Genomic DNA, 21,934 nt, shown 5'->3' with positions numbered 1-21,934 from the left:
ATAATATTTACATTTAACTGTGCAGTATGTAGTGATCTTCTATCTGCGCAACAAGCGCTTGCATGTCCGCCTTGGTTTGTAAAATTGATAGATGGTCTCCTGCCACTTCCATTGCAGTAAGCTGTGTCACCACTCGCTGCCAGCCCATGTCTAATTTCACTGCTCGCCCCTCAAACTCATTGGTGCCTGCCGCTTTGATTATTTTGACTTTCACATCCAACAGCGGCGTATCAATCACCACATTCGACAGCAACTGGGCTTTATAGACTTGATAAAATGTTGCTAATTGCTGTGCTGACATATGCACGTCCACTTGTGAGAGCCAATCTGACAAAAGTGCAAACTTTGCTTTTCCAGCCATTTGACTATAGTGCTCAATTTCATTTTGTCGCGGCGAAAGACTGAAAAATTCACATAAATCATGTAACACAAATGCGTCAATTTGCAGTTCATCAATAGACGTGCTGGGCTGGCTGGGCAACGGGGTATCTAAAATGGTCAACGACGCGCATAAGACTTCACTATGCTGCGAAAGAAGGCATAGCTCATAACCAATGAAAGCACCAAATGAATGCGTCACGACATGAACTTGATCAAAGTCGCGCTCCAGTGCTTGCAGGTAATGTTTGGCCGTTTGGCGAATATCGCCTATCACGTCAGGTTGATCAGCGATCAGATCTGGCTGCAGGCCATATACTGGAATACGTGCATCAAGTTGCTCCACCAGCTGGACAAATGAAATGAGCAAACCACCCGCACCAGCTATCAGCACCACAGGCGTAAAGCCCACTTCCCCTTGCTGTAAACACATCACGCTTGTCGGTGTATTATCCTGCTGGGATTGCGTGACACACTGACTATCTATAAAACTGGCAAGCGTTCTCACTGTGCTGTGTTGCATCACGGCAGCTAAAGGAACAGTGACTGCCAGTTGGGATTGGATCTCTGCAACCAATTGCATGACCATTAAAGAGTGACCACCGAGCACAAAAAAGTCATCGTCTAGACCAACATGATCAACTTTAAGCAGCTTAGAGAATCGCGCAGCAATACCAATCTCAAGACGGCTTTGTGGATTTTCCTTAGCGTGAGCTTGCAAGCTCACGCACTTTGCACGCGCCGTTAACGCTTTGCGGTCCAGCTTACCGCTGCTGGTATGCGGTAATACATCAATTGAGGTGATAAGTTGCGGGACCATATAACTTGGCAACCTATTACTGAGTATCTCGCGCAGTTCTGACGTATCTCCTTGCCAACTTACCGACTCAATAAATGCAACCAACTGCTCATTGCCACTACTATCCTGGCGAACCACAACCGCGCAATTGCCAATGCCCTCAATGGCCATCAACTGACTTTCAATATCCGCAAGTTCAATACGATACCCTCGTACCTTTACTTGGCCATCTTTGCGACCTAAAAAGATAACTTCATTGCGCGCATTTACCTTCACCAAGTCACCGGTTTTATATAATCTCAATCCGCTTTGAGGGTCTGTGATAAATGCCTCAGCCGTTTTTTTCGTATCACCTAAATAACCCCTCGCAAGGCCAATACCACTTATGTAAAGCTCACCAGCAACATACTGAGGCAGCGGCCTGAGCTGCGCATCTAACACATGTAATTGCAATCCGTTTATTGGACGTCCTATCGCAATGTCTTCATCTTGCCACTCCGTCACCTCTTGCAAGGTAGCCGAAATGGTGGTCTCAGTTGGCCCGTAAGCATTGACCAAACGTATCTGAGTACCTTGATTTTTTTGCCATGATTTGAGTGCCGCTCGCTGCATTTGCTCACCCCCTATGGTGATCAATCGCAACGATGAATTAAATTCCTGAGGTGCGGCACACAGCTGGTGCCAATATGCTGTGGGCAAACTCATTAAGCTAATATCCGCATCATGCGTTAACTCACCGAGCCTTGCAGTATCGAGCAACTGAGACGGCTCAGCCATCACTAACGTCGCGCCACTAAGCAAGGCGCAAAACACCTCTTCGGCAAATACATCAAAGCTAAAGCTGGCAAATTGCAGGTAGTTATCTGCGCGTGTTATTTCATATTGCGCAGACAAGCTGCGCACATAATTAAGGATACTGCGCTGCTCTACCATTACTCCTTTTGGCACGCCAGTGGTGCCTGAGGTATAAATCACATAGCCCAAATCAGACCCTAAGCTTACTGATTTTAAAGCGTCGCTTGAGTAGCAATCTAATTGCGCGTTAACATCATCAACTTGATAAGTAGGGCATGGTGCACCTTGGTCTTGCCAAATAGCGCTATCCGTTAATACTAAGACAGCTTGGCATGATGTCACTATCAACTGTTTTCTTTGCAGCGGCAATGCCGATGTCATCGGTACATACGCCGCGCCCGCTTTTAATACCGCCAAAACGGCAATAATAAGATCAGGGCCTGGCTCAATTGCAATCCCGATAATCGGCTGCGAGTCACTGCGCCCCACCTGCTCCACCAGCCAGTGGGCGAGTCGATTACTCTGCGCATCCAGTTCTGCATAACTTAAATATGCGCAGGGACTGGTATCACCGCTGTCAAAATAGGTCAAAGCCGTGTCACTGCCATGTAAAGCGGCGATTTGCATAAATGCATCTGCGAGCGTCTCTGCCTGCTGTACCTTTTCGTCAAAAGTATGTGCTTTATCAACTAATTCAAAGCGGGTAAATTCGCTCTCAACTTGCCCATGTAAGGTGTGTGACAGTTCGCTCAGTTTTTGTGAAGTTTGTTCACAGACTTGCGTAAGTAACTGAGCTAACATCATCACAAAGTGCTGGCTCTGTGCTTCATTTAATACACTGGTTTGATAACACAGAGTCAGAGACAGTTGCTTATCTCCGCCGACTACAAGAGATAGCGGATAGTGGGTCTGATCTTGATAATCACTACTGACAATTTCAAACGGCAGACTCGGCCCTTGGGATAAAGGGTCTGTCGGATAGTTTTCAAACACATATAGCACATCAAACAAATCCTGCTGATTGTCTATCTGGCTCCACGTTTGCACATCACTTAAACTGCTATGCGGAAATTGACTCAGTGCAGTCACATTGGCTTTGAATCCCTGTAAATAGTCGGTGACACACATCTGCATATCAATCTGGGCATACACCGCTTGGGTATTAATGTAGGGACCAACACGGCTGGCCATATTATTCAGCCCCGTTGGACGCCCAGCAACGGTTTGACCAAACATCACCTCACTACGACCCAGACAGACGCTCAACCAATAAGCAAAAATTGATTGGATAAGTTGATTAGCAGTTAACCCGAGCTCAGAGGCTGTTTTAGCCATCACTTGGCACTGTGCTTCGCTCAATACCTGATGGTATTCCTGATACTGCACAAGCCCAGATGATGTGGTTTTGAGACAGTCACTGATCAAAGTTGGTGAGTCGAGATCGCCAAGGTATGCTTGCCAAAAAGCAGCTTCTTCTGCGCGGTCACGTTGTTGTATATGGGCAATATACTCTGCAAAGTTATCTGGGTTTATCACCGCGATTTGGCCATCTATGCGCGCACCATAAAAGCGCAGCAGTTCACTGAATAAAACCGGCAATGACCAACCATCCATGATCATATGATGATAAGTCCAGATAAAGCCAACACGCTGCTCAGACATTGAGACCAATTGCAATCGCATACAAGGCGCTTGATTCAGCTGTATACCTTGCTGATATGCTTGCTGGGCTAGCTGAGCAAAATCAACCGCTTGCTCCTCCTGTCCTTGACTATCCACCAACTCAAACGGGATTTCTGCTTGCTCTAACACCACCTGCACAGGCTGACCGTCAAGCGTTGTAAATGCACTGCGCAGAATGCTATGTTGATTGATAACCTGCTGCCACGCATACATAAACGCCTCACAGTCAAAGTTACCAGCAAACGTAAAGCAACACTGCTCAAGGTAAGGACGTGTTGCTTGACCCTGCGCATCTGCTAGCTGAGTTTGGAACCACATCCCTTGCTGCAATGGGCTCAGCGGGTAAATGTCTGCGACAGCCTGTTCTGAGTATTGGGCGAGTAGCTGAGCGAGTCCACGATTAGAACAGTTGGGAAGCAACTTAAAATCACTTTGTGTGTAGTGGCGCTTTGTTTGCTGTGAGCAATGAGTAAGTACTTCATCTATCGCACTTTGTAACTGAGTGATAAATGCCTCTGCCATGGTGTGAGAGATCTGCTTTGTATCAAAGTCACAGTGCATGCGCAAACACCCAGCTTGAATCGAAGACGTCAACTGCATCGCGTAAAAACAGTGGTTGTTTGGTGCAATCAAGTCCCCACAAGACTCATTCACATCACTAAGTGGACCCTCACTGTGGATCACGCTATCAAGTTGGCCAAGGTAGTTAAAAAACACCAGTTTGTTGGTATCTATCGTCAATGCCTCTCTGACCTTCGCATCTGAATGCAAATAACGCAGCGTACCGTAATCACTGGCTTTATCTTGCACGGCAGCCTGTGCCTCTTTGGCCGCACAGATCATGTCTCCCACCGTCGTGGCGTTTACAAAGAGATGCAGTGGATACATGGCGGTCATCCATCCCAGTGTCTCACTACCATCTATCTGCTCCTGCAGTGCCTCTCGACCATGCCCTTCCATCATCAACACATGAGATTGTGCATCAGTTAACTTAAATAATGTCAGGTGCACAGCGGCCAGCAATAAGGTTTGAATTTGCGTGCCATAGGCCGTATTGGCATCTGTCAGTAGAGCTTGCGTCTGCGCTGTAGTGAGTGTTAATTGCAAACTGTGAACTGACAACTGTGCGGTAATTTCTTCACATGAGTCAAAGTATGTTTGCTTACTGGCGGCTTGTACTGCTGGCAACCAATCATCCATATTAGCGCGATGTTCGGCATGATCTTGCAGCACCTGCGATACTTGTTGAATACTGGCTTTAGGAGGTGTTAAAGATATCGCGTCATCTGTAACACGCATTTGCAGAGCGTGAGATAAGTCTTCCAATACAAGGCGCCAAGATACCCCATCGATGATCAGGTGATGGGCAATGATACACAAACGGTTTTTATCGTCTTGCTGGCCCGTATCTGCCATGATAAAGCGCACTAAAGGCGTGCCGTTAAATTGCAAACTCTGCTGCCATTGCTGACAGGCATTTTGCCATACACCCTGCCAGTCATCCTCAGCGCTCAGGTCATACGTATGGACAACCTTAGATGCACACAGCCCATCAATAAAATGCAGTGTGTTGTTTGCCGCTACCGCCAGCCTTAAACTGTCGTGACGTGCAATTAGCACTGTAACGGCAGCTTCCAATTGCCCAGCTGAGACATTTTTATTTATCCCCAACATCACAGCTTGGTTCCAGTGCGTAGGTAATGCAAATTGCTGCTCAAAGAACCAGTGCTGTGTGGGCAATAGACTGGCTTGCCCATGACTTGGCAGATAAGTCATTTGATTACTCGACGCGCAATCTATGTTAAGAGAAGTCTGTGTGATATGTGCACTTAACTGGGCGATGCTTGGATAAGTCAACACATCAGAGACGGCTAAATCAAAGCCCAATGCCCGAGCCCGAGTGGCAATTTGAATACTTAAAATTGAATCCCCACCCACGGCAAAGAAATCATCCCCAGGCTGTAAATCAGGCCGTTTCAATAACGTACGATAAACCTTTAATAGAGCACGGCTCGGGCTCGACTCCGGTAGCACGTGTTCTGCATCTGTGGAACTTGTCATTGGCACGTTAACCTGACGCTTTGCTTGCATGCGCAGTGCTGGCTTATCCACTTTGCCATGAGGTGTGAGCGGCATCTGCGTCAAAAACACATAGCTACTAGGCAGCATATGCGCTGGTAGCACATCTCGAAGCTGTTCCTCTAGCTGCTTGGATAACAGCTGCTCATTCAAAGAGTCTGTTTGGCAGATAAAGGCCACTAAGCTGGCACCCGATTCACCAGAATCGCACAATAATACCGTTGCTTGTTCCACTTCAGCTAGTGTACAAAGTTGGCTTTCAATTTCATCCAGCTCAATACGGTAACCACGTAGTTTGATTTGGTCATCATTACGACCCATGTAAGCTAAATGACCATTTGCAAGCTGCCTAACCAAATCTCCAGTCCGATATACCCGCATTGGTTCACCAGTGGGCGCACGCCAATTAATGAAGCGCTCATTAGTAAGCGCTGTGCGACCCAGATATCCACTCGCCAAACTGGCGCCCGCAATGCAAAGCTCACCGATTGCGCCAATAGGTTGCAATTGTTGCTGCGCATTTATAATGAGTAGCTGGGTATTATCAATGGGCAGGCCAATATCTGGCGTTAGTACAGCCGAGTCGACAATCCCAGAGGTAGCGACCACAGCACTTTCCGTCGGCCCATAATTATTGATCAGTGCAAATGGATACCCTACTGTATCCACTGTCGTGAGCTTGTCACCACCGACCAACAAGTAACGCAATGACTGCGGTTTAAACTCGCTGTCAGCTAAAACCGCCTGTGCAACCGGTGTGGCTAAAAAGCTATGGGTTACTTGGTGAATTTGCATTGCTTGCGTCAATTGCTGGGCATCACTAAAGGTCGTTTTTGGTAAAAATACCAATTGCGCACCCACCATCAAATAAGGCCACACTTCCCATGCCGCTGCGTCAAATGCCACGCTTGCAGTCTGTGTCGCGACAGAGTGGCTATCTACGGAAAACGCGCGTTGATGCCACTGGCACAAATTCATCAACCCTTGATGGGTATTCATCACCCCTTTTGGTTGACCTGTGGTACCCGAGGTGTAGATCACATAAGCCAGCTGCGCGGAATTTGCAGGAAGCGGCGGCAAGGCCCCTCCTTGAATAGACATCACATCTAGGGCTTCTACATCAATCAGTTGGGCCGAGTTAGCTTCCTTATGAACAAACAAGCTTATTGATTCGGAGTTTGTTAGTACAAACTTACAGTTACTATCTTTGGCAATAAATTGGATCCGAGACTTTGGGTAACTAGGGTCAACTGGCACATAACATGCGCCTGCTCGCATCACTGCAAGCAGTGCGGTCACCCATCGACTCCCAGCAGAAAGGCAGACCATAACCCGGTCGTCTGAGTGTAAACCCAGTTCAGTTAAATACACAGCAAGCTGTTCGGCAGCTGACAGTAGCTCACCATAAGTCATACATGTGCCATCTAGGTCGATAAGTGCCCTTTGATTAGCACACACGGTATTCAGATGAGCCCAGATAGGCTGCAGTATACTCGGCGAGCGCAGCGCGTGTTGCTCACCGTATAACATCTGCTTTTGCCATGTTGCAGTTTGGACCAATGGCAGCTCAGTTACTCGCTGTTCTACGTTGTCCACCGCAGCCTTTACCATGACTTCAAACGCGTCAGCCAAACCTGTAATTGCATGATGAGAAAACAGGGTTTTGTCATACACCCAATTGAGCCGTATACCATCCGGTTGTTCACTACAATTCAAGTCAAGCTCAAACTTTGCCTGAGTATTGGGCTCGTCCAATGCACTGACTTGTATATCGCCTAGCGTCAGCTCAGTGTGCTCCTTTGGATCAAACGCAAAGCTGATCTGAAATAAGCTGTGATGGCTTAAGTCTTTGCGTGAATCACAAAGCGCTGATATTTGCTCAAAAGGCACTGCTTGATGGTTATGTACAGCTAAGATCTGCATTTTTTGCGCTGTCAGTAACGTTTTGAGCGTCATCTCAGATGTGAACTGCAAGCGAATCGGCAGCACATTGACAAAAAAGCCCACGATATCCTTCAGCTGAGCATGATGACGCCCTGAAAACGGCGAACCAACCACCACATCTGAGGCCTGACTACAACGGGCAATACACAAAGAAAAGAGCGTATGCAGCCACATAAAGTGACTCACCCCTAGGCGCTGACATTGCTCAGTGATTTGTTCAGATAAAGTACTATCAAAATGGCTGATGTGCTTTGCTCCGAGTGGCTGAGACTTTTTACTGCGCACACCATCTAAAGCCAGCTCATGCACCTGAGGTGCCCCTGACAAATAATTTCGCCAAAACGCCTTATGTGTCACGTCTTGCAGCTGTGCTTGCTGCCATATTGCATAATCAAGATAGGTAACTTGTTCCACAGCCTCACAACCCAAGTCAGCTGTAGTGCCATCGCACGCGTGCTGATATGCAACAGCAAGGTCATCCACGATAAGTCGTAAAGAGTGCGCATCACAGGCAATATGATGCACATTGATACGTAACTTAAACGCCTTCTGTGATAACTGAAGTAAACACACTCTTATCATCAGATCTCGCTCAAGGTCGAATGCCTGCTGGTCATCATCGCGTTGTAATTTGCACCACGCGAGGTCACTCTGCTGAGTAGACTTATCAGAGACATCCTCCACCTGTAAAGGCGCAGAAAAATGGGTGAGAACGCGCTGTTGCGGTGTGCCAGATTGATCTGTATAGATCACTGTTCTTAAAATAGCATGGTGCTGAATTACCTGCTGCCAAGCGGCTTCAAAAGCACTTACATTCAATTTCCCTTTAAGTAAAAATGACATGGGAACGTGATAAACAGCTGCAGCTTGCTGCGCACCTTGAATATTATCTAGCGCCCACAACCGCTGCTGAGCAAACGAAACTGGGCCCTGTGTTTGCTGTGTACACTGCAATACTGGTTCAGCTGATATCTCGCTTACAGAGGCTTTATCAGACAATCGTTGAGCCAATGCTTTAACACTAGAATATTGGAACAGCTCGGAAAGTACAGCATCTAAACCAAAGCGTGCTTTCAAGTAATAACACAGCTCTACTGCCAGCAATGAATGTCCGCCCAGTGTAAAAAAGTCATCCTGCAAGCCAACTTCATGGGGGCATTGCAATACAAACTTGAACGCATCTGCAACTTGAATTTCAACAGGTGTGATGGGCGCTTCAAAGGGGGCTTTATCGTTATCTATTTCAATTAAAGATAGCAACGCTTTTTTATCTACCTTGCCATTCACTGTCAGTGGCATCTTAGGCACGATGCGTGAAACACTCGGCAGCATAAAATCAGGTAGAGTGGCTTTTAAAAATGTATTCAGTTGAGCACTTAAATCAGTAAAAGCCGCATCATCACCTTCAGTAATAAATGCTGCAATGTAAGCGCCTTTAACTGGATGCTGCTTGAGTATCACTACTGCTTCATCAACCCAAGGGTGCATCCTGATCTGATTTTCTATTTCGCCCAGCTCAATTCGGTATCCACGCACTTTAACTTGGTCGTCAATCCGACCAATGTACGTCATTTCGCCACCCGGCAGCAGGCGCACCAAATCACCTGAACGATACAACCTTTCACAATGTGACTTTGCTAAATTCAGTTCAACAAAGCGCTGCTGATTGAGTTCAGGGCGCTGCCAGTAACCGCGAGCAACGCCTTCACCGCCAACATATAGCTCACCAATCGCCCCTTGCGGCAGTAAACGCTGCTGCTTGTCTAACACATAGCTTGATGTCGTGTGAATGGGTTTACCTATGTTGCTTTGGCCAAGGGCAAGATCTTCATCGCTTAAATGCTTAAATGTGACATGTACCGTGGTTTCAGTGATCCCGTACATATTGATCAAGTGACATGCTGGCATCAGCGTGCGCCATGGCTTGATTTTACTCGGTTGCAGCGCTTCGCCACCAAAAATCACGTAGCGAATTGCAGGCCATTGATGTGTTTCCTCGACCTGCCGCTGCATACAGCTTTGCAGCACATAAAACGCACTGGGCGTTTGATTTAATACCGTCACACCTTCGCGCAGTAATAGCTTAGCAAACGCCTCTGTATCTTTTGCCGTATGGGTGTCAACCACCACCAACTTACCGCCAAATAAAAGTGCGCCGTACATTTCCCAAACTGAAAAATCAAAGCAAAACGAGTGAAATAGACTCCACACATCTTGTTGATTAAAATCAAATAAGCTCGGCTCAGTAAACAGCAAACGTACGACATGGCGATGCTCTATTTGCACCCCTTTGGGCTTGCCTGTAGTACCTGAGGTATAGATCACATAGGCAAGATGATCCGGCTGTACCTTTGGCGCAACAAATTGACGACCACTGTGCGCGTCAATCGCTCTTTCTGCGACAATGCACCGCACTGCAAGCTGGGAAAACAACGCAACACTTTGCTCATCACACACCAGTAAATCACTGTTAATATCCGATAGGATGTACTCAATTCGCTCTTGTGGGTAACTTGGGTCGATAGGGACATAAGCACCACCCGCTTTTAGAATCGCCAGTAATGCAACCACCATATCGGTGCTGCGCGTCATACTCACAGGGACTAACTGCTGAGGTTTTACGCCTTCAGCAATTAACGCACAGGCGAGGGCATCAATGCGCTGCCCAAGTTGGGTATAAGTCAGTGAAGAGGTGCCATCAGTCACCGCAGTGCGCAAGCCTACATTGATGATCTGCTGTTCAAATAACGAGACGATGCTGTGTTGCTGTGGCCAACTCGTTTGGCACTGTGGCTGAGATAGCAGTTGATTGGCATGTGATGCATCCAATAAGGGCACATCCCCAACCGCCATAGTCGGGTGATTTACTATGCCTTCGAGCATCACTGCAAAGCTGCTTGCCCAATTTTGAATCGTTTCCCTGTGGTACAGATCACTGTCATACTTCCAGTGAATAACCAAGGCTTCACCTTCGAACTGGGCATGTAGCTCTAGGTCACACTTAACCGCAACGCTCTGTGCATCTAATGCTTTGCACTCTTCCACCTCAAGCCCATTTAGCGTCAGAGTTTGTTCATCCGGTTGGGTTAATGAAAATAAGATTTGTACCACAGGATGATGGCTTAAATCTCGCGTCTGCTCTATATGTTCAACTAATTTATCAAAGGGTAATGCACGATATTCCAACGCTGCTAAATTACGCGCTTTTTGCGCTGCAAACCATTGCTCACAAGAAAGTTGCTCATCGACCTCAGCGTGCATCACTAAGGTATTCACAAACAAGCCTATCAAGTGCTCTAATTGAGGATTATCACGCCCGTGTACAGGCGTGCCAATGACTGCCCGAGTCTGCTGGTTCAAACGCGCAATGAACAGCAAGACACTGCTACTCAGCCACATAAAAAGTGAATTCTGCTGCGCAGAAGATAGGGAAACTATACACTTAGTGAGATCATGAGATAGGTATTGCACATAGCGCGCACCCTGCTCAGTTTGCACGGCCATTCTCGGCTTATCACTCGGCAATGATTGCAGTGGATCCAAGCCAGCTAATTGCGATTTAAAATACGCCAGATGAGCCACAAAGCTCTCATCACACAGCTGTGCTCGCTGCCACGCTGCATAATCGACATACTGTAGCGCCAAAGTAGGTAATTGTGCCTGTAACTTACCCGTAGCGACGTTGTAAATGGTCGTCACTTCGTGCACTAAATTCGTCATAGATGCACCATCTGAAACGATATGGTGCATATTAAAAAATAACCGGTGTTGATGCATATCAGACAGGACTAAAACACGGATTAAACAGCCGCTTTCAAGGTTAAGTGCTTGTGTGCAAAAATGCTTAATATGGCTGTCGATTTGCTCGGCTTTCTCATCATTTGAGAACTGGCTAACATCAAGCCATTCAAACGGTGTTTCAAAGTCTCGCATGATACGTGCATAGGGCTTACCATTTGACTCATCCCCAGCAAGAAACTGACAACGCAAGCTTTCATGACGCTCAATCACTTGCCCAATGGCGTATTTCAATGCATCAACATCAAGCTCTCCGGTTAAGCGAAACGAGGCTGGCATGTAATACTGCTGGCCACCATTGAGCTGCTCAATAAACCATAAACTCTCCTGTGCAAAGCTCAGCGGGAGCTGCTCAGTGCGCGCTATCGGACTAATCGCACCATCATACGCGGTCATTGTATGCGTTTGCTGTTGTTGAAAGTAGGCCACTAAGTCTGCTTTCTTGGCGATGACCTTGCTTTTTAGCGCTTCAGGAAAAACACCTTTTTGACGAAATGCCAAGCGGCCGTCTTTTTCATACAAGGTGACGCCCGCATCTAGCGCTTCGGCAATAAGCGATTCAAGTTCTAGTGTCTGACTCGTTATCACAGGAACATCTCCTCTGACGAATCACTATCACTACACTGAGCTTGTTCATAAGTAGTATGGATCCGGATCCACTTCACCAACGCGGTTATAGTGGGTCGCTCAAACAATACCCGCATCGGCACAGTAATGTGCAACTGCTCTTGAATTAACCCGGCACATTGAATTGCCAACAAAGAATGCCCGCCCAGTGTAAAGAAGTTATCTGTAATGCCAAACTCATCCACCGTCAGTACAGTAGCAAAAATATGATGCAGCGCTATTTCAAGATCTGTGCTTGGCACAACCACCTCGGCCTTGCTTTGGCACTGCTGCGCCCAAGTTCTCAATGTACGAATATCCAACTTGCCATTACTGGTCAAAGGCAAATTTGGGACTTGAATAAAGCGGTGCGGCAACATGTAAGTGGGTAGCTGCAATGCAAGCTGCTCACAATATTGAATGCCGCGTATCTCATCTACCAACTGCGGCAATGTTGCTGTTTGATTGTCATTTTCAAGCACAACAAAAGCTTCGATATTGTCGCCCTTCTCATTTAACAACACCTGAGCTTCTTTGATGTCTACTTGCTGTGCCAAATAATACGCAATTTCGTCCAATTCGATGCGATAACCGCGCAATTTCACTTGCTGATCAATACGTCCTGCAAACCGTAATTGCATCGCTTTCGACGCTTCATCAAATTGCCATTTTGCTTTATCACCTGTGCGATAAAAACGCACTGTTTGTCCTGATGACGGTAGCGACAGTACATTAAACTTTTCTGCTGTCAGTTCGGGTTTACCTAAATAGCCATCGCTGATGGCATCTCCAGATACATACAATTCCCCCAGCACGCCATTTGGTACAAATTGCTGTAGTTCATCTAACACCACACAATGACTGTATGGCATGGCTTGACCAATCGGCACATCATACTGACCGGACCCAATGAGCTTGTCGATGATATCACTGTCACAACGATACGCGCTGGTGCCTACCGTGGCCTCTGTTGGGCCATATTCATTGAACCATTGTGTATTAGGCAAAAAGATATCAAGTGCTTTGAGCAATTGGCATGATAATGCCTCACCGCCAATGACCACTCGGTGCTGCCCATTAAATTGGCGTGTTAAAGACAATTGATTTGCCACTTCTAATACACCTTTAAGGTGCGCAGGAGTCACTTTTAACAAGTAGGAATCATTGCTAAATAAACGCTTAGCAAGTTCAGGCAGTAAGGAATCATCATCTAATAGTTCAACACCTAAACCTGCAAGCAGACCGCCCCATAAAGAAGTGACAGTGGCATCGAATGCAACAGGAGTGCTCACGATAGCCCGTGACAAGGTACAATTCGTGTACTCTCTGATAGCGAATGACAGATAATGATGCAGGTTTTGGTGACTGATTTGCACACCTTTAGGCTGCCCTGTGGTCCCCGAGGTATAAATCACATAGGCCAGCGCATCGACATGGGGCTTGGGTAGCTCGTTTTGCTCACTCGCAGCTGGCCAGTTGACTGAGTCGTTAATTGAAAACAAAGTCAGTGGTGACTGCGCAATGGAGTCTGACAAATTAGCCAACCCACGCAATAATTCATCACAGCTGATCACACCAATCGACCCACTATCTTGCAAAATATATTGAATGCGTGCTGCAGGCAATTTAGGATCAATCGGTACATACGCACATCCGGCGCGTAATACGGCAAGTAATGCAACAACCATATCCGCGCTAGGAGATAAGCACACAGCCAGCTTATCATCAGCATCGACACCATGTGCCAATAAATGAGCAGCCAGACACCCAGCACGCTGCCAAAGCGCTTCATAACTGACAGCATGACCATCAGCATCCATGACAGCGACTTTGTCCTTGTGCATATACATCACATTTTCAAAACGCTCATGCAAACAAACTGGTGTATCATGTTCGCAGATATGTACGGCCTCTTCGGTCAATAATTGCTGCTGTTCAGATGTTAAAATGGCCAAGCGACTCACTGACCAATCAGGACCAGATAACGCCGCGTCGACAAGTACATTAAAAGCCCCTGCCATTGCCATAATGGTACTTTCATTAAACAGAGCACTGCTGTAACGCCACTCAAATTCAATTTCTGCTCCCAGCTCTATGGCATTGACCTCTAAATCAAATTTGAGATTCAATGATTCAAGAGGCGCTTCTTCAATATGCAACCCTGGTAAGGCAACATCGACAATTTCGTTATTTTGGAGCGCAAATAAAATCTGAAATAGTGGCTGGTGGCTTAAACTACGTTCGGGCTTTACCGCTTCAACCACTTGTTCAAACGGCAGCGATTGGTGTTTATACGCATCTAAAATCACCATTTTTTGCTTTGCAAGGTACTGGTTAAACGTGAGGTGCTTATCTGCTTTGGAGCGGATCACCACCGTATTTACAAAAAAGCCAATTAAGTCATTGAGCTGCTTTTGCGTTCGTCCTGCAACTGGCGAGCCAATCGCCACATCTTGTTCGCCACTCATACGCATCATCAACAGCGAAAACACGCTGTGTAACCACATAAACAGGGTCACTGACTCAGCTTGGCAATGAGACTTAATAGCTGAGGTTGTTGCTTCATCTAACTTAACTTTAAATTGCTGTGCAGCCAGCGCTTGCACTTTTGGGCGGGCAAAATCGAGTGGCAATTGGTGTACCGGAGGGCAATCTGCTAGTTGCTCACGCCAATACGTTATAGCAACTTGCTGCTTTTCTGGTGTGAAATGCGCTCTTTGCCAATGCGCAAAATCCGCATATTGAACTGACAATGGCTGTGTCATCGTATGGGGAAGTTGAAAGCCCGCTTCACCTCTGTGGTGGCGATAAAATGCGATAATCTCTTTAACTAAAATCGCCATAGACCAACCATCACTGGCAATATGATGCATATTGAAGTGCACCCAATAGCGCTGCTCAGCACGTTTTATGACTGTAACGCGCAACATAACATCCTGACTTAAATCGAAGGTTTTTTGGCAAAACTGTGATTTAAGTTGGTTTTCCCTATGGTCTTTTTCATCATCATCTAACATTGAGATATCTTCAAAGATCAAAGGTACTTCAACCTGCTCTCTCACTAACTGTTCTGGAGACTCGTTACTCGCGCCAGGCAATATGATGCTGCGCAATACTTCGTGACGCGCGATAATACTGGCTAATGCGGCATTAAATGCCGAAAGCTCTAAGTCACCAGTGAAAATAAAGCTGGCTGGCATATGATATTGACTACTGCCATTTTGTAACTGATCAATTAACCATAATCGCTGCTGAGAAAAAGAAAGAGGGAGAGTTTGTGTACGCGGCACAATGGGGATCTCATCACCACTGACTAACTTATCAAAACTGGGCAGTGCGTCTGCGAGCGCCTGTACACTTGGGGTCTTAAATAGTTGCGCGAGGGTAATATCAACTTCCATTTGTTGACGAATTTGACTAACCAGTTTAATCGCTAATAAAGAGTGACCACCGAGCTCGAAAAAGCTGTCTTCTAAGCCAATTTGTGTGGTTGGTAGCGTTGCTTGAAAAAAAGCCATCAGCGTTTGTTGGCTCGGTGTCAGCTGCACTTGCTGTTGAGCTATCACGCTGCTTTGCGCTTCTTGTCGCTGCGACGCTTCAAAAGCTGCAATTAAAGCGACTTTATCTACTTTTCCATTACGGGTTAAAGGCATGGTCGTCACAGTATGAAACGCCGCGGGTATCATATACCCAGGTAATAACGCCATCAGATGTTGCCGCAATTGCGGTGTATTACAACAGGGCTCATTCTGCCACAAAATATGAGCAACAAGAGTCTGCCCGCTATCATCCACGGTCAGTGCACAATCAACTAGCCCATCTATTGCCAAAATAAACTGTGATATAGCCTCTAAATCAATTCGATAGCCTCGCAGTTTAACTTGTTCATCTGTGCGTCCAAGGTAACGAAGGTGCTTAGGTGAGCCATGCGCGTCGAGCTGCCATTTCACAACATCTCCTGAACGATAAACCGACTGCATGTGATTTGCAGTGATGGCCCGCAGCGTGAACTTTTTCGCTGTCAGTTCAGCTTGATTGATATAACCCTGACTCACCATGTTGCCCGCTATCAATAACTCACCTGACATATTGCGCGCTACCGGTTGATCAAATTCATCAACTACGAGTAAGGTGACCCCCTCAATCGCAGAGCCAATAGGCACGTCTGGTGCACTCGCCAATTCAGCCTGCGGCATAGTCGCTGGAATATCAAATACACAGACTCCCACCGTACTCTCGGTGGGGCCATATTCATTGACGATATGACAATTAGGCAACTTCTCTTTGAATTTAATCACCAAATCAGAGAGAAGCGCTTCCCCACCGACAATTAATCGATGCATGGTTTCACAAATTGACTTGTCGTCCGTCAGAGATACAACAGCACGTAAATGGGCGGGGGTTAATTTAAACAACGTGGCTTGTTTTGCCCATAACTTATCAATTAATTCAGGGATGAGCGTCACCCCCTGCGATAAAATAGTCAGCGAGCCCCCGCTCATTAATGTCGGCATAATCGCCGTGACTGTGGCATCAAATGCCGCGGGCGTGCTCATCACAGTATGCTGCGACTCTGACATCATATAATTGCTCACGGCATGATGAAGGTACCCTTGCAAATTACCATAATTGATGGGCACCCCTTTAGGCTGCCCCGTTGAACCTGAGGTATAAATGATATAGCAATCTCTCGCTGCCAGCGGTATCTCACATTCTGGTAAGTCATTGCTGTCTATTGCTGTATCAGGGTATGAGGACAGCATTGAATCTTCACTCAATGCACCATCGAGCGGTAAAAAGTCGCTGCCCGCTTCGATTAATTTGTCAGCGCTCTCACTGAGCGCCAGTGTCAACATCACGTTCGCATCCGAGATCACATGGGCCAGCGTTTTAACCGGTGTGTCATGATGCACAGGCACAAAAACATGCTCTGCTTTTAGCACTCCTAACATAGCAATTACGGTCAATGGCCCTTCTGGCAACAATAGCGCAATGCGCGTTTGTGGCTCGAAGGCCATCTCCAACAAGCAATACGCTAGCTGATTCGTAATACGCTCAACCTCTTTGTAGCTCCAGCTTTGCGCTTCAAAACTCAAGGCCGTTCGATTGGGGTGCATGTGTGCAACTTGACTAAACTGCGCCGCCCACGAAGTCACCTCAGGGTTTACCAGTTCAATTGACTGACTTTCACGAATAAAAGCCTGCGAGTCCACTGGACGCAATAAGGTTAACTGAGACAAGGCAATATTAGGATTTGCAAGGCATTGCTCCAATACCCACACATATTGCGCATGAAAGTCTGCAATGCTCTGCGTATCCCAAAGTGCAGTATCAAAGAGCCATTCAATGCAACATGTCTTAGCATCATCGATGACACACACTTCCAAATCAAGCTTGGCACTGCGTGCCGTCTGCGGTATCAATTGCACCTCTAAATCTTGTAGTCGGAGTGTTTCGTTGACTTCGGTATTGACCCGAAATACAACCTGCGCCAGGGGGTGTATCGCCAAGTTACGTGGCACTTCAAGTGCTTCAACCAATACATCAAATGGTACCATTTGGTGAGCTTGCGCCGCCAAAAACTGCGCCTTACTCTCCTGTAAGGCCTCGTTAAACTGCGTGGCGGTAGTAAACTTATCTCTCAAAAGTAAGGTATTAATAAAGTTGCCAATAATAGGTTCAAATACCTGCATTTCACGCCCTGAGACAGGGGTTGCTATTACGATATCTCGCTGCTGTTGTGCGCGACTCATCCACAAACTAAACACTGTTTTTAGTAGTTGAAAGCGTGTGTAACCATGACGCTGGCAAAATACGTTCATTTCACCTTTAAGCGAGTGCGGTAGATCAAAACAGGCAAGCTCCCCGCCTTGAACCGCTTCATTGGATCTGGCTCTGTCTGTGGGCAACGCATGCACTTGTGGTATCTCTGCCAGCGCTTCACGCCAGTAGTCTAAGCTTGCTTGCCAATTTTCAGTATCAGATACTCTACGCTGCCAATCGATGAAGTCCAAATAGGTAAACTGCGGTGCCTCGACCGCATAATTTAGCTGCTCACTAGCTTGATAAGCGTGGCTCAGTGCATCGGCTAAGACTGCAATTGACCATCCATCTGAAATAATGTGGTGCATGGTGATTAGTAACATGTGACTGGCTTGATTGCATTTTACAAGTGTCGCTCTGAGCATTAAATCAGAGCTCAAATCAAGCCCACGCTTGGTATCTGCCGCCACAATATCATCAATAAGACGCTGTTGATGACTGCCTTCATACGCTGATAAATCATCGTGTTTGAGTGCAAAAACCTTGTCCGTATTGTCTTTTTGATAGGCGGTGCCCTGCGCATCTTGATGGAAGGTAAAACGCAGCATGGGATGAGCTTGGACCACAGAACAAAATGCGCGCTCTAAGCGCTCACAATCCAATTCACCCGTAATGTGATACGCACCTTGTAAATGATATTGCTCACTGTGCTCTTGCATCTGGTCTATAAACCAAATTCGCTGCTGAGCAAAAGACAGAGGATAACTATCCTGCTTTGCAATTGGCCTCACAGGGAGTTGCTCAATCTGCGCTTCCTGAGACTCTATGCACAATGCTAGCTCCGCAATGCTCGGGTTGGCAAAAATATGCTTTAAACTCAAAGGTACGCCACATTGTGCCTTAACCTCATTGAGTAGACGCATGGCCAATAATGAATGCCCGCCGATCGCAAAAAAGCTATGGTCAATACCAATGCCTGAACACCCAGTTAAAGTCGCAAAGATGTCCAAGAGCTGATGATGGAGTGGTGTTTGAGGCGCGCGCGTTTCTTCTGATACCGACAAACTTAACGACTCAAGTGCCCTGCGATTTATTTTCCCGCTACTCAGCTTGGGCAGAGAAGCTTGTTGGATCAAATATGCGGGGATCATGTGCGCTGGTAATTGCAGCTTTAACTGCTGTCGAATTGCAGATTCACACAGCCTCAGTTCCGTGCGTTTACCGTCGGGCACAAAGTAGCCCACCAGCATATTTTGCTGTGCAGCTTGGCGGCAGATCACCGCGACTTCTTGCACTTGTTCCAGCGCTTGTAGCTTGCTTTCAACTTCAGCAATATCAACTCTAAAGCCATTGATTTTAAATTGCTTATCCAGTCTGCCTAAAAACTCGACTTGGCCGTCAAAATTACGCTTAACTTGGTCGCCAGTACGATAATAACGGGCAGTATCGCCATCACCGACTTTAAGTGATACAAAGGCCGCTTCAGTCACTTTTGAAGCATTAATATAGCCATTTGCAAGACTCTCACCACCAATGTAAAGCTCTCCAGGTACACCCGCAGACACAGGTTGTTGCTGAGCGTCTAATATCGCGAATCTAATATGATTAAATGGCGCGCCGATAGGGATGGATTCCAAATCATGATCTGTTGGGATCTCAAAGGCACATACACCAATACATGCCTCTGTTGGACCATAGTGATTAAATAATCGTGCACCAAGATTTAAGTCTCGAAGCTGCTGTACTAAGGGCAAACTAAGCGCCTCACCACCGAGTATCCACTGCGTAACATTGACAGTGGATTGCTGCAACCAAGGCAATAACGCTTGTGCAAAAGAAGGGGTGAGCTTTATCAAGTTTACGTCGTGCTGATGACATGTTTGCACTAGCAATTCAGGTTCAGTGCTATCGCATAGCAGTACAGAGCCTGCACCAATTAACACAGGGAATATCCCTGTAAGCCCTAAATCAGTCGCAAGCCCTGTGACGACCGCTGAACGTGTCTCTTGAGTGAATGTCACCCGTTCAGATACACCGGCGACATAACTTGCCAGCGCATGGTGCGATATTACAGCACCTTTGGGCTTACCTGTGCTGCCAGAGGTAAACATCACATAGGCAATGTCTTCGCCCAGTGGCATATTGGGCAAGCTTTGCTGTGCACTTTGCGCATATAGACGGCTAATATCGAACACGTCTATACCATCCTCTTGTAACTTTTCTATCTGTGCCAAGTGCTCACTCGTACATAACACACGCTGGCTGCCTGCTTGTGACATGATTTCTGAAATACGCTCTACCGGCGTAGCAGCATCGATAGGCAAATACGCGATACCCGCACGCATTGCCCCAAGCATCCAAATTAAACTTTGAATATCACGCTGAACCAATAACGTGAGCGGTGATGATGTAGGCTGATGCAGAGCATAAAGACGTTGTGCAACCCCCTCTAATTGGGTGATTAACGCATCATAGTTCATCACCGAAGGGCCTTGCTCAGTGTCTGCATTTTCCTGGATCAGCGCTGTACGCTCTGGATGGCGCTGAGCGCTGTGATAAATCCCCTCAATGACATTCACTGGTGCAGTACTCGGCTGTGCAGCTCCTAATATCGATAGCGAAGAAGACAGTGGAATTTGACCGATAGCTTGCTCTGTAGAGCGACAGGCCATATCAATCAAGGCAATATAATCATCTATAAATTGCTGCACAAATCGGCCATCAAATAGCTGTTTTGCGTAATCCAGACTCAGCTGTACGCCATCATGATCATCTGTGATACTCAAGGTCAGATCGTACTTGGCAGTGTGATTGTCCAAATCAAATAGCTCAGCACTGAGCGAATCATTGCGCACGATCCGCTCTGCAATACCGTTATAGTTAAATAACACTTGGAACAGCGCCGAATGCGCCGTGGATTTGGCCAAATCCAATGCATCTATGATCTCTTCCACCGCAACACTTTGGTGTTCAAGACCGGCTTTTACTAATTGGTGAGTTTGGGTCAAAATTTGCTGTAACGGCTGCTGACCATGCAATCTTACTCGCATCGGAAGCGTGTTAATAAAGCAGCCGACCACCTGTTCAAATTCAGCATGGGTGCGATTTAAAACTGGCACGCCTACGGTAATATCTTCAGCTTGCCCGTAGCGGTATAAAAGGGCATAAAATACCCCTAAAAAGCCTGCGAATGGGGTAACGCCTAACTGTTTGCACAATGCAGAAAAGCGCTGCACCTGAAGCCGTGAAATAGACGCCTCTAGTTTGGCACCTTGATATTGCTTGTGTGCTTCACGCGGCACACTGGTCGGCAATTCAAAAACAGATAGGTCTGCGAGTTGTTGCTGCCAGTAACTCAACTGCTGTTGATACGCACTGCTTTGCTGGTATTTGTTTTCCCAGTGCACAAAGTCCAAATATTGAAGCGCTTTTTGCGCTTCAGTTTGTCCCGCCAATTCATCAATCAGTGACTGCGTAAACAATCGAATTGACCAGCCGTCGGCGACAATATGGTGCATACACACATATAGCCATTGACCTTGCTCCTGTGCCACCAACAAGCGCGCTCTTACTAATAGCTCTGACTCTAAATCAAATTGGTAAGTTAACTCACCCTGTAAACACTGCGCGGCGGCTTCATTGTCAATATCGCCCGCCACAGATTGTACTTGTAAAGTTAGTTTTGCATCACGATTAACGCTTTGAAAAACCTCACCATCTTGCTGCTTGAATTGGCTGCGTAGTACATCATAACGCTGTAACACCGCATTTAATGCGCTTTCTATTTGTGCCGCGCTATGTGCTTTGGATAAGCGCAACAACCCCGCCATATTGTATGCATTGAGCTGTGTTTCGTATTGCTCAATAAACCAAATACGCTGCTGCGCACGCGACAGCTTGCCCACCTTTTGATGATGTCGCTGCATATATGCAATGAGTGCTTGCTTATGCTCCCTTATCAGCGCTAACTTTTGCGGCGGTATCTCGCTTTGCCGACTTCTGAGCTTTAAACGTCCATCTTGTACATATACAAAGATCCCTTGGCCATCTAACTCGGCCAATAAAGTTTCAATCGCTGGATTTTCCATT

At 46.7% G+C, this 21,934-nt stretch carries 2 protein-coding genes; both read right to left on the bottom strand.

The window, feature by feature from the left end; translation table 11 throughout:
- Nucleotides 1-13 precede the first annotated feature (13 nt).
- Nucleotides 14-12,064 (bottom strand): non-ribosomal peptide synthetase, encoded by a 12,051-nt coding sequence (locus tag S4054249_RS01790; RefSeq protein ID WP_052960945.1) that lies wholly within the window; start codon nt 12,062-12,064, stop codon nt 14-16.
- Nucleotides 12,061-21,933, bottom strand: a complete 9,873-nt coding sequence (locus S4054249_RS01785; RefSeq protein WP_046355920.1) for a non-ribosomal peptide synthetase — start codon at nt 21,931-21,933, stop codon at nt 12,061-12,063. The genes S4054249_RS01790 and S4054249_RS01785 overlap by 4 nt, the downstream gene beginning before the upstream one ends.
- Nucleotide 21,934 lies beyond the last annotated feature (1 nt).

Origin of the sequence: Pseudoalteromonas luteoviolacea (assembly GCF_001750165.1) — a bacterium.
GTDB classification, from domain to species: domain Bacteria; phylum Pseudomonadota; class Gammaproteobacteria; order Enterobacterales; family Alteromonadaceae; genus Pseudoalteromonas; species Pseudoalteromonas luteoviolacea_G.
Note: the sequence above shows the minus strand (reverse complement) of the source record. Positions and strands in the feature narration are given on the sequence as shown.